The following is a 15502-nucleotide window of genomic DNA, read 5'->3' as shown; positions in this document are numbered from 1 at the left end:
ATATGGAATTTACAGCTTCGCAAATTGCAAGTTTTATCGACGGAAAAATAATAGGTGACGAAAACGCACTTATTACTGGAGTTTCACCCATTGAGAACGGGGAATCAGGACATCTTTCTTTTATAGCACAAGAAAGATTTTCTCATTATTTAGATACTTCACAATGCTCTGTTCTTATCGTTTCGGAAAACATTGTAACAAAAGATAATTATAATCCAACCATCATTGCCGTAAAAGATGCTTATCTTTCGTTCCAGGTTTTAATGAATCTGTATCAGGAGATGCAAGGTAGAAAAGAAGGGGTCGAAAATGGCTCTTCAATTCACGAAACAGCTGTTATTGGCGAAAAAGCTTATATCGGTGCGTTTACTTACATCTCTGAAAAGGCAAAAATTGGTGAAGGATCACAGATTTATCCTCAAGTTTATATAGGTAAAGGAGTAAAGATTGGTAAAAACTGCAAAATTGACAGTGGAGCCAGAATTTACGATTACTGTATTGTTGGTGATAATTGTGTCATTCATTCTAACACGGTGATTGGAGGGGACGGTTTTGGTTTTCAGCCTACTGCTGAAGGATTTAAAAAAATACCTCAGTTAGGAAATGTAATTATTGAAGATGATGTTGAAATAGGCTCTAACTGTAGTATCGACAGAGCTACGATAGGATCTACCATTATTGGAAAAGGAACTAAAATAGATAACCTTATCCAGATTGCCCACAATGTGAAAATAGGACAGAATAATGTAATTGCGGCACAAGCAGGAATTGCAGGATCTACGACTATTGGCAATTGGAACCAAATTGGTGGCCAAGTGGGAATCGTTGGGCATATTAAAATAGGAAGTCAAGTAAAGATTCAGGCTCAGAGTGGTGTGAATTCTAGTGTAAATGATAAAGAAACGATGTACGGTTCACCTGCGATAAATTATAATGATTATCTTAGAAGCTACGTACATTTCAGGAATTTACCTGAAATTGTAAAAAGAATAAATAATCTTGAGAATACCTCAAAAGATCATACTAATGAGTGATATGCAAAAAACACTTCAGGAAGAGGTAACACTTTCCGGAATTGGCCTTCATACTGGTAAAGAAGTAAAATTGACCATAAAACCTGCTAAAGAAAATACAGGTTTCGTTTTTGTGAGAACAGATTTAGAGGGACACCCTCAGGTTGAAGCTGACGTAAACTATGTTGTAGCAACAGAAAGAGGAACTACTTTAGAGAAACTAGGAGTAAAAATCAATACTTGTGAACATCTTTTAGCAGCTTTAGTGGGTTGTGATATAGATAACGCAATTTTGGAAATGGATGCTTCTGAAGCTCCTATCTTAGACGGATCTTCAAAGTTTTTCGTAGAAGCTATAGAAAGTGTAGGTATTGTAGAACAAAGCGTTGCCAGAGAATATTTGGTGGTAAAAGAAGTGCTTAGCTACAGTGATCCTGCAACAGGTTCAGAAATTACAATTATTCCTTCGGATAATTACGAAATTACTACAATGGTAGATTTTGGGACTAAAGTTTTAGGAACTCAAAACGCTACGTTAAAACATATTTCAGAATTTAAAGAAGAGATTTCAGCTGCAAGAACGTTCAGCTTTTTACATGAATTAGAAATGCTTTTAGATCACGGTTTGATCAAAGGTGGAGATATTTCTAACGCGATCGTTTATGTAGATAAAGATCTTACTCCTGAAACTACAGAAAAATTAAAGAAAGCTTTTGGTAAAGAGAAAATTTCTATCAGACCAAATGGTATTCTTGATAACCTTACTTTAAATTACCCTAACGAAGCCGCAAGACACAAATTACTTGATGTGATTGGTGATCTAGCATTGGCTGGAGTGAAGATAAAAGGAAAAGTTATTGCTAATAAGCCAGGACATTTTGTAAATACTCAATTTGCTAAAAAATTGAACCGTCAGTGGAAATTACAAAAGAAAAAAAATGTTCCTGATTTTGATTTAACGAAAGAACCGGTATTCGACATCAACGGAATTATGAAGTTGATGCCTCACAGACCTCCGTTCTTATTGATTGATAAAATCTTAGAATTATCAGATTCTCATGTTGTAGGATTGAAAAATGTGACAATGAATGAACCTTTCTTCGTTGGACATTTTCCTAAAGAGCCTGTAATGCCAGGTGTTTTACAAGTGGAAGCGTTGGCACAAACAGGAGGTATCTTAGTATTGGCAAGCGTTCCGGATCCTGAGAACTATTCTACTTATTTTATTAAAATTGATAAAGTAAAATTCAAGAGAAAAGTAGTTCCTGGGGATACTATGATTTTCAAAATTGAATTAATAGAGCCTATCAGAAGAGGTATTGTTCATATGCAGGGATACGGATATGTAGGAGATACTGTAGCAGTAGAGGCAGAATTAATGGCCCAAGTTGCAAAAATTAAAGTTGATTAAATGATTCATCAATTAGCAGCCGTAGATAAACGTGCGAAAATCAGCAAAAATGTTATTGTAGAACCATTTACTACAATTGCAGGGGATGTAGAGATCGGAGAAGGAACTTGGATCGGCCCTAATGTTACCATCATGGATGGAGCTAGAATAGGTAAAAACTGTAGAATTTTTCCGGGAACGGTAATTTCTGCGATCCCTCAGGATTTAAAATTTGATGGTGAAGATACTCAGGTAATTATCGGAGACGAAACTACAATCAGAGAGTGTGTAACGGTAAACAGAGGGACAAAAGCCCTTGGATTTACCAAAATTGGTAAAAACTGCCTAATTATGGCAACTTCCCATATTGCACACGACTGCGTTATCGGAGATCACGTTATCATTGTAAACGGTTGTGGTATTGCGGGGCATGTAGAAATAGGAGACTATACTGTAATGGGAGGTCTTAGTGCGGTGCATCAATTTGGTAAAATCGGAAAACATGTAATGATTTCTGGTGGAACGTTAGTGAGAAAAGATATTCCGCCTTATGTAAAGGTAGCAAGAGAACCGATGTCTTACGCAGGAATCAATTCAGTAGGTTTAAGAAGAAGAGGATTTACGAATGAGAAAATTTTTGAAATTCAAAAAATCTACAGAACTATTTTTCAAATGAAAATGAACGTTTCTCAGGCGGTAACTTACATTGAAAAAGAAATGCTTCCAACGGCTGAAAGAGATGAAATTCTTCAGTTTATTCAAAACTCTCCTCGAGGTATTGTAAAAGGATACGGAACAGGAAAAGAAAGTAATTAATACAAATTAAAAGATAATATAAAATTAATGGCAACAAGTAACGATATAAAAAAAGGTCTTTGTATAGAATTCAGCAATGATATTTTTAAAGTAGTTGAATTTATGCACGTAAAGCCAGGAAAAGGACCAGCTTTCGTTAGAACAAAACTAAAATCAGTAACCAACGGTAAAGTACTTGATAATACTTTCTCTGCAGGTCACAAAATTGATGAGGTAAAAGTAATTACAAGAAAATTCCAATATCTTTATGATGATGAGAATGGTTTTCACTTCATGAATAACGAAGATTTTACTCAACTTTACCTTGATAAAGAAATGATTGAAAACTCTAATCTGATGAAAGCAGGTGAAGAAGTTACTATCATTTTAAAGGAAGCTGATGAGACGCCTTTGTCTGCAGAACTTCCTCAATCTGTTTACTTAGAAGTTATCGAAGCAGATCCGGGAGTAAAAGGTAATACTGCTACCAACGCCCTTAAAAATGCAATCGTTGAAACAGGAGCAAGAGTAATGGTTCCTTTGTTCATTGAGGCAGGAGACAAAATCAAAGTGAGTACTGAAGACGGTTCTTACTTAGAAAGAGTAAAAGAATAATTTTAAATAAAATTTACATAAATTCGGTTTGCATAAGCATTCCGAATTTTGTTTTTTGTGAAAACTAAGAAGTCTTGAAGGGGCGACTTAGCAGAGAATTGGATAAAATCCAATGCAAATAAGATCGGGAATACAACCTAATTTAAAACTGTGTCAAGGGTCAAAACCTTGATATGATTGATAAAATTTAAACATCATTCAAAAAATATGACGTTTCATCAGCCACAAAAACTAAAAACTATTGCAGATCTTATTGGGTCTAAATTTGTTGGTTCTGAAGACTTTGAAGTGTTAGGAACTAATGAAATCCATATGGTAAAACAAGGCGAGATCGTTTTTGTTAACCATCCAAAATATTACGATAAAGCTTTAAACTCAGCGGCAACAATTATTTTAATTGATAAGGAAGTTGAATGTCCGGAAGGGAAAGCGCTCTTAGTTTCTGAAGATCCTTTCAGAGATTTTAATAAGATCAATACTCATTTTACGAGAATATATAATTTCACAGAAGAACTTCACGATGTAGAAATAGGGGAAGGGACAAAAATTCATTCTTCAGCAGTAATTGGTAATAATGTGATCATCGGAAAGAATACACTTATTTTTCCTAATGTTGTCATTGGTGACAGAACAGTAATTGGTGACAATGTGGTTATTCAGTCCAATACCGTTTTAGGAGGTGATGCTTTTTATTACAGAAAATTAAATGGAAATTTTGACCGTCTGATTTCTGTAGGAAATGTTGTTATCGAAAACAATGTAGAAATCGGAAATGGCTGTACCATCGATAGAGGAGTTACTGATTCTACGGTTATCGGAGAAGGTTCTGTGTTAGATAATCAAATCCAGATCGGGCATGATACCGTCATTGGGAAAAAATGTTTAATTGCTTCACAAGTAGGAATCGCAGGATGTTGTGTGATAGGAGATGAGGTAACATTATGGGGGCAAGTAGGAATTGCTTCCGGGAATAAAATTGCCGATGGATCTGTATTACTTGGTAAAACCGGAGTCAACAGAGATCTTGAAAAAGGGACTTATATCGGGATGTTTGCAGAAGATTTTAAAACTTATTTGAAAAAAGAGGTAAAACTGAGAAATCTCAAATAAACAATTCTTAAGGTTTTATCTAAAATCAAAGAAAAATAAGTAAATTTGTGAGCATTAATAGAATAATAAAAATAAATTAAAACAACAATAAAATGTCAATTTTAGTAAACAAAGATTCTAAAGTAATTGTACAAGGATTTACAGGTAACGAAGGTACTTTCCACGCAGGTCAGATGATTGAATACGGAACAAACGTAGTAGGTGGTGTTACTCCAGGAAAAGGAGGAAGCGAGCACTTAGGAAAGCCTGTATTTAACACTGTTGCTGATGCTGTTGAAAAAGCTGGAGCTAACGTAAGTATCATTTTCGTACCACCTGCATTTGCTGCAGATGCTATTATGGAAGCTGCAGAAGCTGGAATTAAAGTGATCGTATGTATTACTGAAGGTATTCCTGTAGCAGACATGGTAAAAGTAAAATCTTACATCGCTGACAGAGATTGTAGATTGATCGGGCCAAACTGTCCTGGAATCATTACTTCTGAAGAAGCTAAAATTGGTATTATGCCAGGTTTCGTTTTCAAAAAAGGTAAAGTAGGTATCGTTTCTAAATCAGGAACTCTTACTTATGAAGCTGCTGACCAAGTTGTAAAAGCTGGTTTCGGTGTTTCTACTGCTATCGGTATTGGTGGTGACCCAATTATTGGAACAACTACAAGAGAAGCTTTAGAGTTGTTTATCAACGATCCAGAAACTGAAGCTGTTGTTATGATCGGTGAGATCGGTGGTGGTCTTGAGGCAGAAGCTGCAAGATGGTATAAAGCTAGTGGATCTACTAAACCGGTTGTAGGATTTATCGCTGGACAAACAGCTCCTAAAGGAAGAACTATGGGACACGCAGGTGCTATCGTAGGTGGTGATGAAGATACAGCTCAGGCAAAAATGGAAATTATGAGAGAAAACGGCATCAATGTTGTTGATTCTCCAGCTGATATCGGTGCAACCGTAGCTAAAATTTTAGCTTAATTATAAAACCCAACATATGAAAAAACTTTTATTAACCTCTGCTTTAGCCATTTCTACGTTATCAATCGCCCAGATTAATTTCAAAACTACAAGATTTGGTGTTACTGCAGGAGGTAACCTCTCAGGAGTAAAAAATGCCCATAATCCTTCAGGAAAAAGATTCACTATGCAAGCAGGCGTGCTAGCTCTGATTCCGGTAGGAAAAGCAAATCAGTTCTTTATTCAGCCGGAAGTATTATATTACGGAGCCGGAGAAACGGGTAAAGATAAAGATGCTAAAGGGAGAGATGGTTATGATGCTGTTTATGCAAATGACTACATCAGTGTTCCAATTTATTTCAAAGGATACTTTTCAGAAGCTGCATCAGAATTCTTTGCAATGGCAGGACCTAGATTTAATTTCTTAGTGAGCCAGAAAGTGAAAAATGCTCCGATATCCAGACCTTATTATAATCCGGATGTTACGGATCCTAAATATCCTGGAGTAAATGGTAAAGCAGCTAGCTTTAACTTTGGTTTAGGAATTGGTGTAGGATATAGCTACAAAAGACAAGTTGAATTTGCTTTGAATTATGACTTTGGTCTTTCTAATACCTATCCAGGTCTTGCGAATGAACCTCAGGGAACTTCAAAAGGGAAATCTGAACAGGTTGTTAGTGCTAAAATTAGCTACATCTTTAAATAAAAAGATTTCTAAGAAATATAAAAAAATCCCGAGAAGTAATTCTCGGGATTTTTGTTTTATAGTATTTAGAAGGTTTTAATTATCCTCTAATCCATTTCCAAAGCTCTTTTACAGTAGCTTTGTTTCCGTACATTAAAATTCCAACTCTATAGATTTTTCCTGCAACGAATATCATGAAAACGGTTGTTCCTAATAGTAGCACAATCGACAAGGCCAACTGCCAAATAGGGACTCCAAAAGGAATTCTTGCAATCATAGCAACAGGTGAGGTAAAAGGAATAATAGATAACCAGAAGCCTAAAGGTCCGTCAGGATTATTCATTAATGAAAAACTTCCATACATTCCCAAGGTTAAGGGTAAAATCGCAAATAAGGTGAATTGCTGAGTTTCAGTTTCATTGTCAACAGCCGAACCAATAGCAGCATAAATAGAGCTATAAAAAATATATCCCAAAAGGAAATAAATAATAAATACCCCAATAATCAATGGGAAATTAAGCTCTAATAAACTGTGTGAAACCTGTGTTGCAATTTGAGCAATATCAAGTTTACTGATTATTTCTTCATTTCCACCAGGAATATTTTTCTGTATCGAATTAAATCCTGTATTTAAAACCAATGCTCCAATAACCGACATCGTGATCCAAATAATAAATTGGGTTAAAGCAACCATTGTTACGCCCAAAATCTTACCCATCATTAGTTCAAATGGCTTCACAGAAGAAATAATAATTTCCACTACACGGTTGTTTTTTTCCTCCAAAACACTTCGCATGACTCTTACCCCATAAATAAGGATAAACATAAAAGTAACGTACATTAAAACCATGCTTAATCCTGTTTTTACGCCAAAGCTAAGATCAGAATCTTCCTTATTGTTTTCAGAAACGTTAATTGTTTTTAGGGTAAAGCTTTTATCAAGATTCTCCAATTGAGTTTCTGCGATGCCTAAATGTTTGATCTTTTCTTTTTTGATAACATTGATGATGTCAGAAACAATTCTTTGCTTGGTATCAAAACCAATTTTAGTATTAACCACCAATCTTGAATTTTTTTCCAGATCATCAAAGTTCTGATCTTTTAATTCCGGTAGTACTAAAATACCGTCTAAAGATTCATTTCCTTTTAAATTGTTGATTTTTGACTTTTCATCAGCCGTGGAAACAAATACATAATTAAGTTTATCATTTGATTTTAGTTGATCTTTAAATAATCCACTTTTATCAACCACTTCAATGATGCTGTGTGATTCATTAGCTTTAAACATTAATCCGATAACTGCTCCAAAAGCAATGATCATAACAGGAGCCAATAAAGTCAATATAATGAAGGATTTTTTCTTAACCTGTGTAAGAAATTCCCTTTTTGTAATTAAAAAAATATTATTCATAAAATTAAAAATGGTTACTTACAGCGTTAATAAATACTTCATTCATACTTGGGATTCTTTCGTCGAATGATCTCACTTTTCCAACATGTACAAGATCTAAAATGATGTTATTCTGCTCACTTTCATTTTTAAGATCAAATGAAACTAAATTATTCTCATGAGTATAATTAAAGATCTCATACTTATTTTTGAAAGTTTCAAGTTGATTTTCATTCACTTCAGAAAGGGTGATTCCGAAAATATTTTTCTTGAATTTTTCTCTTACGTCGAAAACCTTGCCGTCAATTATTTTTTTAGAATTATTAATCAATGCTACATAATCACACATTTCTTCCACACTTTCCATTCTGTGAGTCGAAAGAATAATGGTTGTTCCGTTGTTTTTAAGCTCTATGATTTGGTCTTTGATCAAATTAGCATTCACAGGATCAAAACCGGAGAAAGGTTCGTCTAGAATTAAAAGATGAGGTCTGTGAAGCACAGTCACAACAAACTGAATTTTCTGAGCCATCCCTTTTGACAGTTCGGAAAGTTTTTTCTTCCACCATTGATCGATGTTCAGTTTTTCAAACCATTTTTTGGCTTCAGTCAGCGCATCATTTTTGGTCATTCCTTTTAATTCACCAAAATATAGAATCTGGTCACCAACGGTCATGTTTTTATACAAACCTCTTTCTTCAGGCATGTAACCGATATCTCTGATGTGGTTTTGATTAAGCTTTTCTCCGTTGATGAATACATCTCCGGAATCCGCCTGAGTAATTTGATTGATAATACGGATGAATGAAGTTTTTCCGGCTCCGTTTGGGCCTAAAAGACCATAAATACTCCCTGTTGGGACATGTATACTGAAGTCATCCAATGCTACTTTTTTACCTGCATTGTAGGTCTTCGTAATATGTTCAGCTTTTAGCATTAATTTGTTTTTCTTTATTAGTATAAAAGTATCCCGAAAGTTACGGAATAATTGAAACAGAATTAATGTAAAAGAAAAAATCCTGATGATTATCAGGATTTAATTTTATTGTTTTACGATTTGAGTAACCTTTTGCGTATTATCGCTTAAAATGTAGCGAATTAAATATTTTCCGGGTTTCAATTTTTCAATATTGATCTCTCCCGAATTCATATTCACTGTGTAATTAGCAACTTGTGTACCCAAAATTGAATAAAAAGTCACGCTTTTAACTCTTAAAGAAGAGTCTTTTGCCTTAATGACAAGGAAATCCTTTGCAGGATTTGGATAGGCAACAAGCACACCATCATCTGCTTTTTGCGAGATGGAACCAGGCTCTCTTAGTTGAGCTTTAAAATTGTTGGAAAACCCAACAAAAGTGCCTATAAATAAAAATAAAAGTAAAAGTTTTTTCATCAAATTATAATTTCTCAAAGTATTTCCTAACAAAAATAAATAATTCTATAATCTCTTGCAATAGTTTTTTATAGAACTTGTATTAAATTTGCAGAAACTTATTCAAAAAGTATTCCAAAATGATACATTCAAGAAATAGAAGACTTAGAGTTAGTGAGTCTATGAGAAGTTTGGTAAGAGAAAGTATCCTTACAACAGATGATTTTGTAATGCCGATCTTCGTGATGGAGGGCGAGAACAAGGAAGAGCCTATCCCATCGATGCCGGGAATTTTCAGAAGGAGTATAGATCTGACGGTGAAGGAATGTAAAGAATTATTTTCTTTAGGCGTAAAAGCTGTCAATTTGTACATGAAAGTGTCTGATCATTTAAAAGACAATACAGGAAAGGAAGCATGGAATAAAGACGGTTTGATGCAAAACACCATTAAAGCGATCAAAGATGCAGTTCCTGCAATGATCGTAATGCCTGATGTAGCACTGGATCCTTATTCAATTTATGGTCACGATGGAATCATCGAAAACGGTAAGATATTGAATGATGCTACCAATGATGCATTGGCAAGAATGTCTGTGTCACTTGCTGAGGCTGGAGCTGACATTGTGGCACCAAGCGATATGATGGATGGAAGGGTGTTGACGATTCGTGAGGCATTAGAAGAAAACGGATTTACTGATGTAGGAATTTTAAGTTATTCTGCAAAGTATGCAAGTTCTTTTTACGGACCGTTCAGAAGTGCGTTAGATAGTGCACCGAAGGATGATATGGAGATTCCGAAAGATAAAAAGACCTATCAGATGGATTTCCACAATTCCCGCGAAGCGTTGAACGAAGTTTTTAAAGATATTGATGAAGGAGCAGATATCATTATGATTAAACCGGGACTTCCTTATTTAGATATTGTTGCTAAAGTTCGTGAAGCGATCGACCTTCCAATTGCTGTTTACAACGTGAGTGGTGAATATGCCATGGTAAAAGCAGCAGCTCAAAATGGTTGGTTAGATAATGATAAAACAATCATTGAAAGCTTAACGTGTTTCAAAAGAGCAGGAGCAGATATGATCTTTACGTATTTTGCGAAAGAAGCTGCTATTCTTTTAAATAAATAATCAATAATAATTATACAAGCAAAACACCTCAATTTGAGGTGTTTTTTTATGAAATATCAAAATCTTTTCCCTTTGTAAACTTTGCGGCAAATGGTGCCTGATTTCCTGAATATTTTAAAACGAAATGTTTCTTGGTATCGGTATCTAATTTAGCTTCAACTTCTACATTTTGCGTTTGAAAATTAATATCTAACCCAACTGTAGATTCCTTTTCCAAATAAATTTCTACGCTTTCTGCATAGAATAGGGAAGTACTCAGGTAATTGAACTTAATATTTTTTCTATAGGTTTTAGATTGGTCTTGCGTGAATTCAGAATAGCTTTTTAAAATCTCAATTCCCGGTGAATCTATATTGGTAATTCTTGATTTTGTAACCCCGTTTACTTTTACTGAAAAATCTTTAGCATTTTTAATATTTCCATTAATTCCAATATTGAATAATGAAGGGAGCGAAAGACCATATTCAATCATGCTGTCTTTGGTGAATTCAAAGTCTGGAATTAAAGCCGGATGTTTAGGAATATTAATGAGTTGATCTTTTACTTTTGCTAAATTTTCTTCAGAAAACAAAAAGCCAATTAGGTTATTTTCTGTTGTTCTCCAATTTCTCCCGTTCCATTCAAAAATCTCACAAAGAAGAGTGTCTACGGATGAGTGAGGAAGTAGCTCCATATCCTGCCATTTGAAAACTTCCTTAGCGTAAGGTCTTCGGTTAATTAGGTTAATACCTAAGTCTAAAGCTAATAAATCGGTTAATTGCTGATTACTTTCCATAATAATATAATCGTTATTTAGTGGGCTAAAAATAGGTAAATATTAACGTAACCAAGATGTATTATTTTGAATAAATTTTCAAAACATGTGATTTTTTTTAAAATGGAATTGCATAAAAAGAATTAAAATATCATAAAACTAATGTATCGTCTTTTCTAATATAAAAATTCAATTCAAAAAAACTTTATCTTTGCCCTTATGATTTTACGAGGAGAAAACTTAATCAAGGAATACGGTCCTAAAAAAGTTGTAAAAGGCGTTTCTGTACAGGTTCAGCAGGGAGAAATTGTTGGTTTGCTTGGTCCGAATGGAGCAGGAAAAACCACGTCGTTTTATATGATTGTAGGTTTGGTTAAGCCCACTTCAGGAAAAATTTTCTTAGAAAACCAGGAAATTACCACGGATGCGATGTATCGCCGAGCGCAAAAAGGAATCGGTTATCTGGCTCAGGAGGCGTCTGTTTTCAGAAAACTTTCCGTTGAAGAAAACATTATGGGCGTTTTGCAATTGACGAAACTTTCAAAGCGTGAGCAACAGATGAAATGTGATGAATTGGTTGAAGAATTCTCATTACAGCACGTTCGTAAAAACAGAGGAGATCTTCTTTCCGGAGGAGAACGACGTAGAACAGAGATTGCACGTTGTTTGGCAACCAGCCCGAACTTTATTCTTTTGGATGAGCCTTTCGCTGGGGTTGACCCGATTGCGGTTGAAGATATTCAGAAGATCGTAAGAAGCTTGGTTGACAAAAATATTGGGATCTTAATTACCGATCACAATGTTCAGCAGACATTAGCTATTACCAATAAAACATACATCATGTTTGAAGGAAGAATTCTAAAAGAAGGTCTTCCGGAAGATTTGGCAAACGATCCACAGGTAAGAGAAGCTTATCTAGGGGAGAATTTCGTTTATCAGAGTATTTTAGATAAACCGAAAAAGAAAAATACGCATACAATATCTGGGCAGGAAATTTTGAGTCTAAACCTCAATTTCAAAGTTTTGTAGATGAAAACTTTGCTAAGTTTAAGGACCTGAAATTGATGTACGGAATTGAAGATATCGGTTTTTCTTCGATGGGGAATTCAGAAATTCAGCATATTTTCAATGATGTTGTTGATAAAAATGCCAATAACTCTTTTGTATTTCAGAAAAAAGAGATTAATTCTCAATATCCTTTAGAACAGGCAGAAGCAGAATCTAAAGCAGCCAGTAAATCTGAACTTCATTATTTGACGACTTATATTTACGAAGGATAATATTACTATGTTATTTTAAAAACGAGCAAATCATTTGCTGAAAAATATAATAAAACGTACCTTTTCTCTTTGAAACGGTACGTTTTTTAGTTAAAATAATTCCTATGGCAAAACCTTTTAACAGAACAGTTACTTTATTTGGAATTTATCAACAACTTATTCCGTTTATCAGACCATATAGGGTAATGATCTATGGAACATTATTCCTTACTTTCTTAGGAGCATTGGCTGCACAGGTCAATCCGCTTGTGTTAAAATATACGGTAGATGAGGTCACAAAATTAACAGGATTACCACATCCAATGTCTGAAGGAATTCATGTATTGGTGGTTATTTCCATTATTTTATTGGGAAAGGAATTGTTGAATATTTTCATCAATTTTGGGCAAAAATTTTATGGCGAAAAGATTAGAATTAATGTAAGTTCTGTTTTAGCACAGTCTGCCATCGATAAAATTTTGACATACAGAGTTGCTTATTTTAATGATGAAAATCACGAGTCCGGAAAACTTCAGATAAGAATTGATAGAGGAATTGAAAGCTTAACAAAACTGGTCCAAAACTTTTTCATCGATATTCTGCCACTTTTCTCTAATGCATTCATTGCACTGATCATTATGTATATGCAGAATGTGTATGTGGGGATGGTTTCTACGATCATTGTGCCTATTTATTTTTATATCAGTTCACTTCAGGCAAAAAAACTGGGTGGTGTTCGTCGTCAATTGAGAAATCAGAGAGAGCAGAAAACTTCAGGATTGTTGAATTTGATCAATTCTATCATGGTGATTAAAAGTTTTGTCCGTGAAAAATTTGAAGGCAAAAAGCAATATGATCTTCAGATGCAGTTGATGGAAAGCCAGATGTTCACCAGAAAAACCAATTTCATTTATGATGGATTAAAAACTTTTATAGAACAATTTGGTGTCGTGCTTATCATTCTTTTGACAGTTTATCTTGTTTTGGATCAGCAAATGACCATTGGAGCGATTATGCTTCATATCATGCTTTTTAATAATGTTTCATCGCCAATTCGCCAGTTGCACCGTATTTATGATGATATGAATGATGCGATGATTTATGCAGAAGGCTATTTTGATATTTTAAATGCAGATCAGGAAACAGAACAAAATGGAACTTTTGTAGAAAAAGAAATCAAAGGGAATTTTGAATTAAAAAATATCAATTTTTCTTATCCAAACGGAACCCATGCCTTACATGACATTTCTATGAAAATTGAAAATGGAAAAACAACGGCATTAGTGGGGTTAAGTGGCGCCGGAAAGTCAACGATTATTAATCTTCTATGTAAGTTCTATCCGCCAAATTCAGGAGAGATTTTGTTGGATGGAGTTAATTTAAGTGAATTCGATAACACCTTTTTGAGAAATGATATTGGTTTAGTACTTCAAAGAAATCACATTTTCCAAGGAAGTATTGAAGATAACATCCGATATGGTGATATGAATGCCAGTTTTGAAGAGATTGAGAAAGCAGCTAAAAAAGCGTATCTCCACGATCAGATTCTAGAATTACCCGAGCAATATCAGCATGATGCCACTCAACTTTCCGGAGGTCAGCAGCAGAGAATTGCGATTGCAAGGTTATTCTTAAAAAATCCACCTATTATTTTCTTGGATGAACCTACTGCCAGCTTGGATGCCATCGCAACAGAACAAATCAAAAATTCTCTGGATGCTATAAAAGAGGGAAGAACAGTGGTTATTATTTCGCATTCTTTATCCCAAATTTTAGATTCAGATAAAATTTATGTAATGAAAAAAGGGAGAGTTGTAGAAAGTGGAAGTCACGATGAATTGGTTCAGATGAACGGAACCTATCGTGAAATTTTTGATGCTTCTGCTAGGAGCTTAAATCTAGATAAATTGATGAATACCTTTAAAGATAATTAATTTAAGGAATTAGGAATTACTTTTGCTAAAACGCTAAAACGCTAAAACGCTAAAACGCTAAAACGCTAAAACGCTAAAACGCTAAAACGCTAAAACGCTAAAACGCTAAAACGCTCAACACCTCAATGAACGATCATTACCTAAAAAAGCTCGATAGAGTTACTGCTATTCTCACTCAATTACAGTCAAAACTGATTGTCAGAGCACAAGATCTAGCTGCAAAATTTGATGTAAGTGTAAGAACGATTTACCGTGATGTAAAAACATTAGAAAATGCAGGGATTCCCATTGTTGGGGAAGCGGGAAGTGGTTATTCTCTGATGGATGGTTATAAACTTCCGCCGGTAATGTTTACCAAAGAAGAAGTACTGAGTTTTATTACGGCTGAAAAGCTGATGCAGAAATTTTTACACCAAAGTTTGGGAAATCATTATCAGACGGCAATGGAGAAAGTTCGTTCTGTGCTGAAATATTCTGACAGGAATTTAATTCAGAATATTGAAAAACAGATTGATGTTTTTAACTATCACCCAAAAACAGAAGACAACATTCGGAATATCATTCCGATTATTCTCGAGAGTATAGCAGAAAAGAAACAGATAACGTTGGAATACACTACTGTAGATTCCAAAATATCTATGCGAACTATTGAGGTCGTGGGTGTTTTCTTTGAATTCAATTATTGGTACATTATGGCTTTTTGTACACTGAGAAATGATTTCAGACAGTTTAGGGTTGACCGAATTTTGCAAATCATTAAAACTGAAAATCCTTTTCTGCAGGAATACGGTCAGATTAATGATTATCGACAAAATCCGAACGGAAATAAAACCAAAGTCAGACTTTTGGTTGATAAAAAAATTATCGGACATCTCAGTAATTCAAAAAAATATTACGGCTTAATTGAAGAGATTGAAAGAGAAGATGGAGTAGAGCTAATCTTTGAAACCGATTGGATCAAAGATGGATTTCCACGCTGGCTGATTACCTTTGCAGATTATGCCGAAGTGTTGGAGCCTGAATCTTTGAAAGACAGTATCAAAAAAATAGTGGCAGATATTTCAAGAAAAATTTAGAATATTCTTCCCAATTAAATAAAAAAAGAAAAGCT

16 protein-coding genes are annotated in these 15502 nt (G+C 34.6%); 12 read left to right on the top strand and 4 right to left on the bottom strand.

From position 1 onward, the window contains the following. Positions 1 to 2: 2 nt before the first annotated feature. From lpxD to AMQ68_RS08880, 7 genes are all read left to right on the top strand, one after another. Positions 3 to 1034, top strand: a complete 1032-nt coding sequence (gene lpxD / locus AMQ68_RS08910) for a UDP-3-O-(3-hydroxymyristoyl)glucosamine N-acyltransferase (RefSeq protein WP_054510287.1) — start codon at positions 3 to 5, stop codon at positions 1032 to 1034. Further along, positions 1027 to 2424: a bifunctional UDP-3-O-[3-hydroxymyristoyl] N-acetylglucosamine deacetylase/3-hydroxyacyl-ACP dehydratase gene (locus tag AMQ68_RS08905; protein ID WP_054510286.1), complete on the top strand. Its 1398-nt coding sequence runs from the start codon at positions 1027 to 1029 to the stop codon at positions 2422 to 2424. The genes lpxD and AMQ68_RS08905 overlap by 8 nt, the downstream gene beginning before the upstream one ends. Next, complete coding sequence (gene lpxA / locus AMQ68_RS08900; RefSeq protein WP_054510285.1) at positions 2425 to 3219, top strand: acyl-ACP--UDP-N-acetylglucosamine O-acyltransferase; 795 nt, start codon at positions 2425 to 2427, stop codon at positions 3217 to 3219. A gap of 27 nt (positions 3220 to 3246) precedes the next feature. Further along, positions 3247 to 3813: an elongation factor P gene (gene efp / locus AMQ68_RS08895; RefSeq protein ID WP_054510284.1), complete on the top strand. Its 567-nt coding sequence runs from the start codon at positions 3247 to 3249 to the stop codon at positions 3811 to 3813. Positions 3814 to 4020: 207 nt separating this feature from the next. Continuing rightward, positions 4021 to 4923, top strand: coding sequence for an LpxD N-terminal domain-containing protein (locus AMQ68_RS08890; protein ID WP_054510283.1), 903 nt, complete (start codon positions 4021 to 4023; stop codon positions 4921 to 4923). 92 nt (positions 4924 to 5015) lie between these two features. Then, on the top strand, positions 5016 to 5888 hold the full coding sequence (gene sucD / locus AMQ68_RS08885) for a succinate--CoA ligase subunit alpha (protein WP_054510282.1): 873 nt from the start codon (positions 5016 to 5018) through the stop codon (positions 5886 to 5888). A gap of 16 nt (positions 5889 to 5904) precedes the next feature. After that, a complete protein-coding gene (locus AMQ68_RS08880; RefSeq protein WP_054510281.1) occupies positions 5905 to 6573 on the top strand; it encodes a porin family protein in 669 nt (222 codons plus the stop codon). Positions 6574 to 6652: 79 nt separating this feature from the next. On the opposite strand, the gene AMQ68_RS08875 is transcribed toward AMQ68_RS08880, so the two are convergent. The 3 genes from AMQ68_RS08875 to AMQ68_RS08865 form a co-directional block, all read right to left on the bottom strand. Beyond that, positions 6653 to 7963 carry an ABC transporter permease gene (locus tag AMQ68_RS08875; RefSeq protein ID WP_054510280.1) on the bottom strand — a complete coding sequence of 437 codons (1311 nt, stop codon included), beginning with the start codon at positions 7961 to 7963 and terminating at the stop codon, positions 6653 to 6655. Between the two features lie 4 nt (positions 7964 to 7967). Beyond that, entirely contained in the window at positions 7968 to 8879 is a 912-nt protein-coding gene (locus tag AMQ68_RS08870) for an ABC transporter ATP-binding protein (RefSeq protein WP_054510279.1), read from the bottom strand. Positions 8880 to 8984: 105 nt separating this feature from the next. Then, a complete protein-coding gene (locus AMQ68_RS08865) occupies positions 8985 to 9335 on the bottom strand; it encodes a T9SS type A sorting domain-containing protein (RefSeq protein ID WP_054510278.1) in 351 nt (116 codons plus the stop codon). 119 nt (positions 9336 to 9454) lie between these two features. Between AMQ68_RS08865 and hemB the strand changes: the two genes are divergently transcribed. Further along, positions 9455 to 10444 (top strand): porphobilinogen synthase, encoded by a 990-nt coding sequence (hemB, locus tag AMQ68_RS08860; protein ID WP_054510277.1) that lies wholly within the window; start codon positions 9455 to 9457, stop codon positions 10442 to 10444. A gap of 46 nt (positions 10445 to 10490) precedes the next feature. On the opposite strand, the gene AMQ68_RS08855 is transcribed toward hemB, so the two are convergent. Continuing rightward, positions 10491 to 11219: a hypothetical protein gene (locus AMQ68_RS08855; RefSeq protein ID WP_054510276.1), complete on the bottom strand. Its 729-nt coding sequence runs from the start codon at positions 11217 to 11219 to the stop codon at positions 10491 to 10493. 198 nt (positions 11220 to 11417) lie between these two features. On the opposite strand from AMQ68_RS08855, the gene lptB reads away from it, so the two are divergent. The 4 genes from lptB (at position 11418) to AMQ68_RS08835 (ending at position 15467) form a co-directional block, all read left to right on the top strand. Continuing rightward, complete coding sequence (lptB, locus tag AMQ68_RS08850) at positions 11418 to 12227, top strand: LPS export ABC transporter ATP-binding protein (protein ID WP_054510275.1); 810 nt, start codon at positions 11418 to 11420, stop codon at positions 12225 to 12227. A 35-nt stretch (positions 12228 to 12262) separates the two neighbouring features. Further along, complete coding sequence (locus tag AMQ68_RS25595) at positions 12263 to 12478, top strand: hypothetical protein (protein WP_054510274.1); 216 nt, start codon at positions 12263 to 12265, stop codon at positions 12476 to 12478. A 104-nt stretch (positions 12479 to 12582) separates the two neighbouring features. Further along, the gene (locus AMQ68_RS08840) at positions 12583 to 14391 is read left to right on the top strand and encodes an ABC transporter ATP-binding protein (RefSeq protein ID WP_369678627.1); all 1809 of its coding nucleotides are present in this window, start codon (positions 12583 to 12585) and stop codon (positions 14389 to 14391) included. 125 nt (positions 14392 to 14516) lie between these two features. Beyond that, entirely contained in the window at positions 14517 to 15467 is a 951-nt protein-coding gene (locus tag AMQ68_RS08835) for a YafY family protein (RefSeq protein ID WP_054510273.1), read from the top strand. Positions 15468 to 15502: the final 35 nt, after the last annotated feature.

This window comes from Chryseobacterium sp. ERMR1:04, from assembly GCF_001297705.1.
Classification (GTDB): Bacteria; Bacteroidota; Bacteroidia; order Flavobacteriales; family Weeksellaceae; genus Chryseobacterium.
This window is presented reverse-complemented; position numbering and strand designations above follow the sequence as displayed.

Coding starts and splice junctions, on each gene's coding strand:
- lpxD (WP_054510287.1), top strand. CDS start 3: ATGGAATTTACAGCTTCGCAAATTGCAAGTTTTATCGACGGAAAAATA.
- AMQ68_RS08905 (WP_054510286.1), top strand. CDS start 1,027: ATGAGTGATATGCAAAAAACACTTCAGGAAGAGGTAACACTTTCCGGA.
- lpxA (WP_054510285.1), top strand. CDS start 2,425: ATGATTCATCAATTAGCAGCCGTAGATAAACGTGCGAAAATCAGCAAA.
- efp (WP_054510284.1), top strand. CDS start 3,247: ATGGCAACAAGTAACGATATAAAAAAAGGTCTTTGTATAGAATTCAGC.
- AMQ68_RS08890 (WP_054510283.1), top strand. CDS start 4,021: ATGACGTTTCATCAGCCACAAAAACTAAAAACTATTGCAGATCTTATT.
- sucD (WP_054510282.1), top strand. CDS start 5,016: ATGTCAATTTTAGTAAACAAAGATTCTAAAGTAATTGTACAAGGATTT.
- AMQ68_RS08880 (WP_054510281.1), top strand. CDS start 5,905: ATGAAAAAACTTTTATTAACCTCTGCTTTAGCCATTTCTACGTTATCA.
- AMQ68_RS08875 (WP_054510280.1), bottom strand. CDS start 7,963: ATGAATAATATTTTTTTAATTACAAAAAGGGAATTTCTTACACAGGTT.
- AMQ68_RS08870 (WP_054510279.1), bottom strand. CDS start 8,879: ATGCTAAAAGCTGAACATATTACGAAGACCTACAATGCAGGTAAAAAA.
- AMQ68_RS08865 (WP_054510278.1), bottom strand. CDS start 9,335: ATGAAAAAACTTTTACTTTTATTTTTATTTATAGGCACTTTTGTTGGG.
- hemB (WP_054510277.1), top strand. CDS start 9,455: ATGATACATTCAAGAAATAGAAGACTTAGAGTTAGTGAGTCTATGAGA.
- AMQ68_RS08855 (WP_054510276.1), bottom strand. CDS start 11,219: ATGGAAAGTAATCAGCAATTAACCGATTTATTAGCTTTAGACTTAGGT.
- lptB (WP_054510275.1), top strand. CDS start 11,418: ATGATTTTACGAGGAGAAAACTTAATCAAGGAATACGGTCCTAAAAAA.
- AMQ68_RS25595 (WP_054510274.1), top strand. CDS start 12,263: ATGTACGGAATTGAAGATATCGGTTTTTCTTCGATGGGGAATTCAGAA.
- AMQ68_RS08840 (WP_369678627.1), top strand. CDS start 12,583: ATGGCAAAACCTTTTAACAGAACAGTTACTTTATTTGGAATTTATCAA.
- AMQ68_RS08835 (WP_054510273.1), top strand. CDS start 14,517: ATGAACGATCATTACCTAAAAAAGCTCGATAGAGTTACTGCTATTCTC.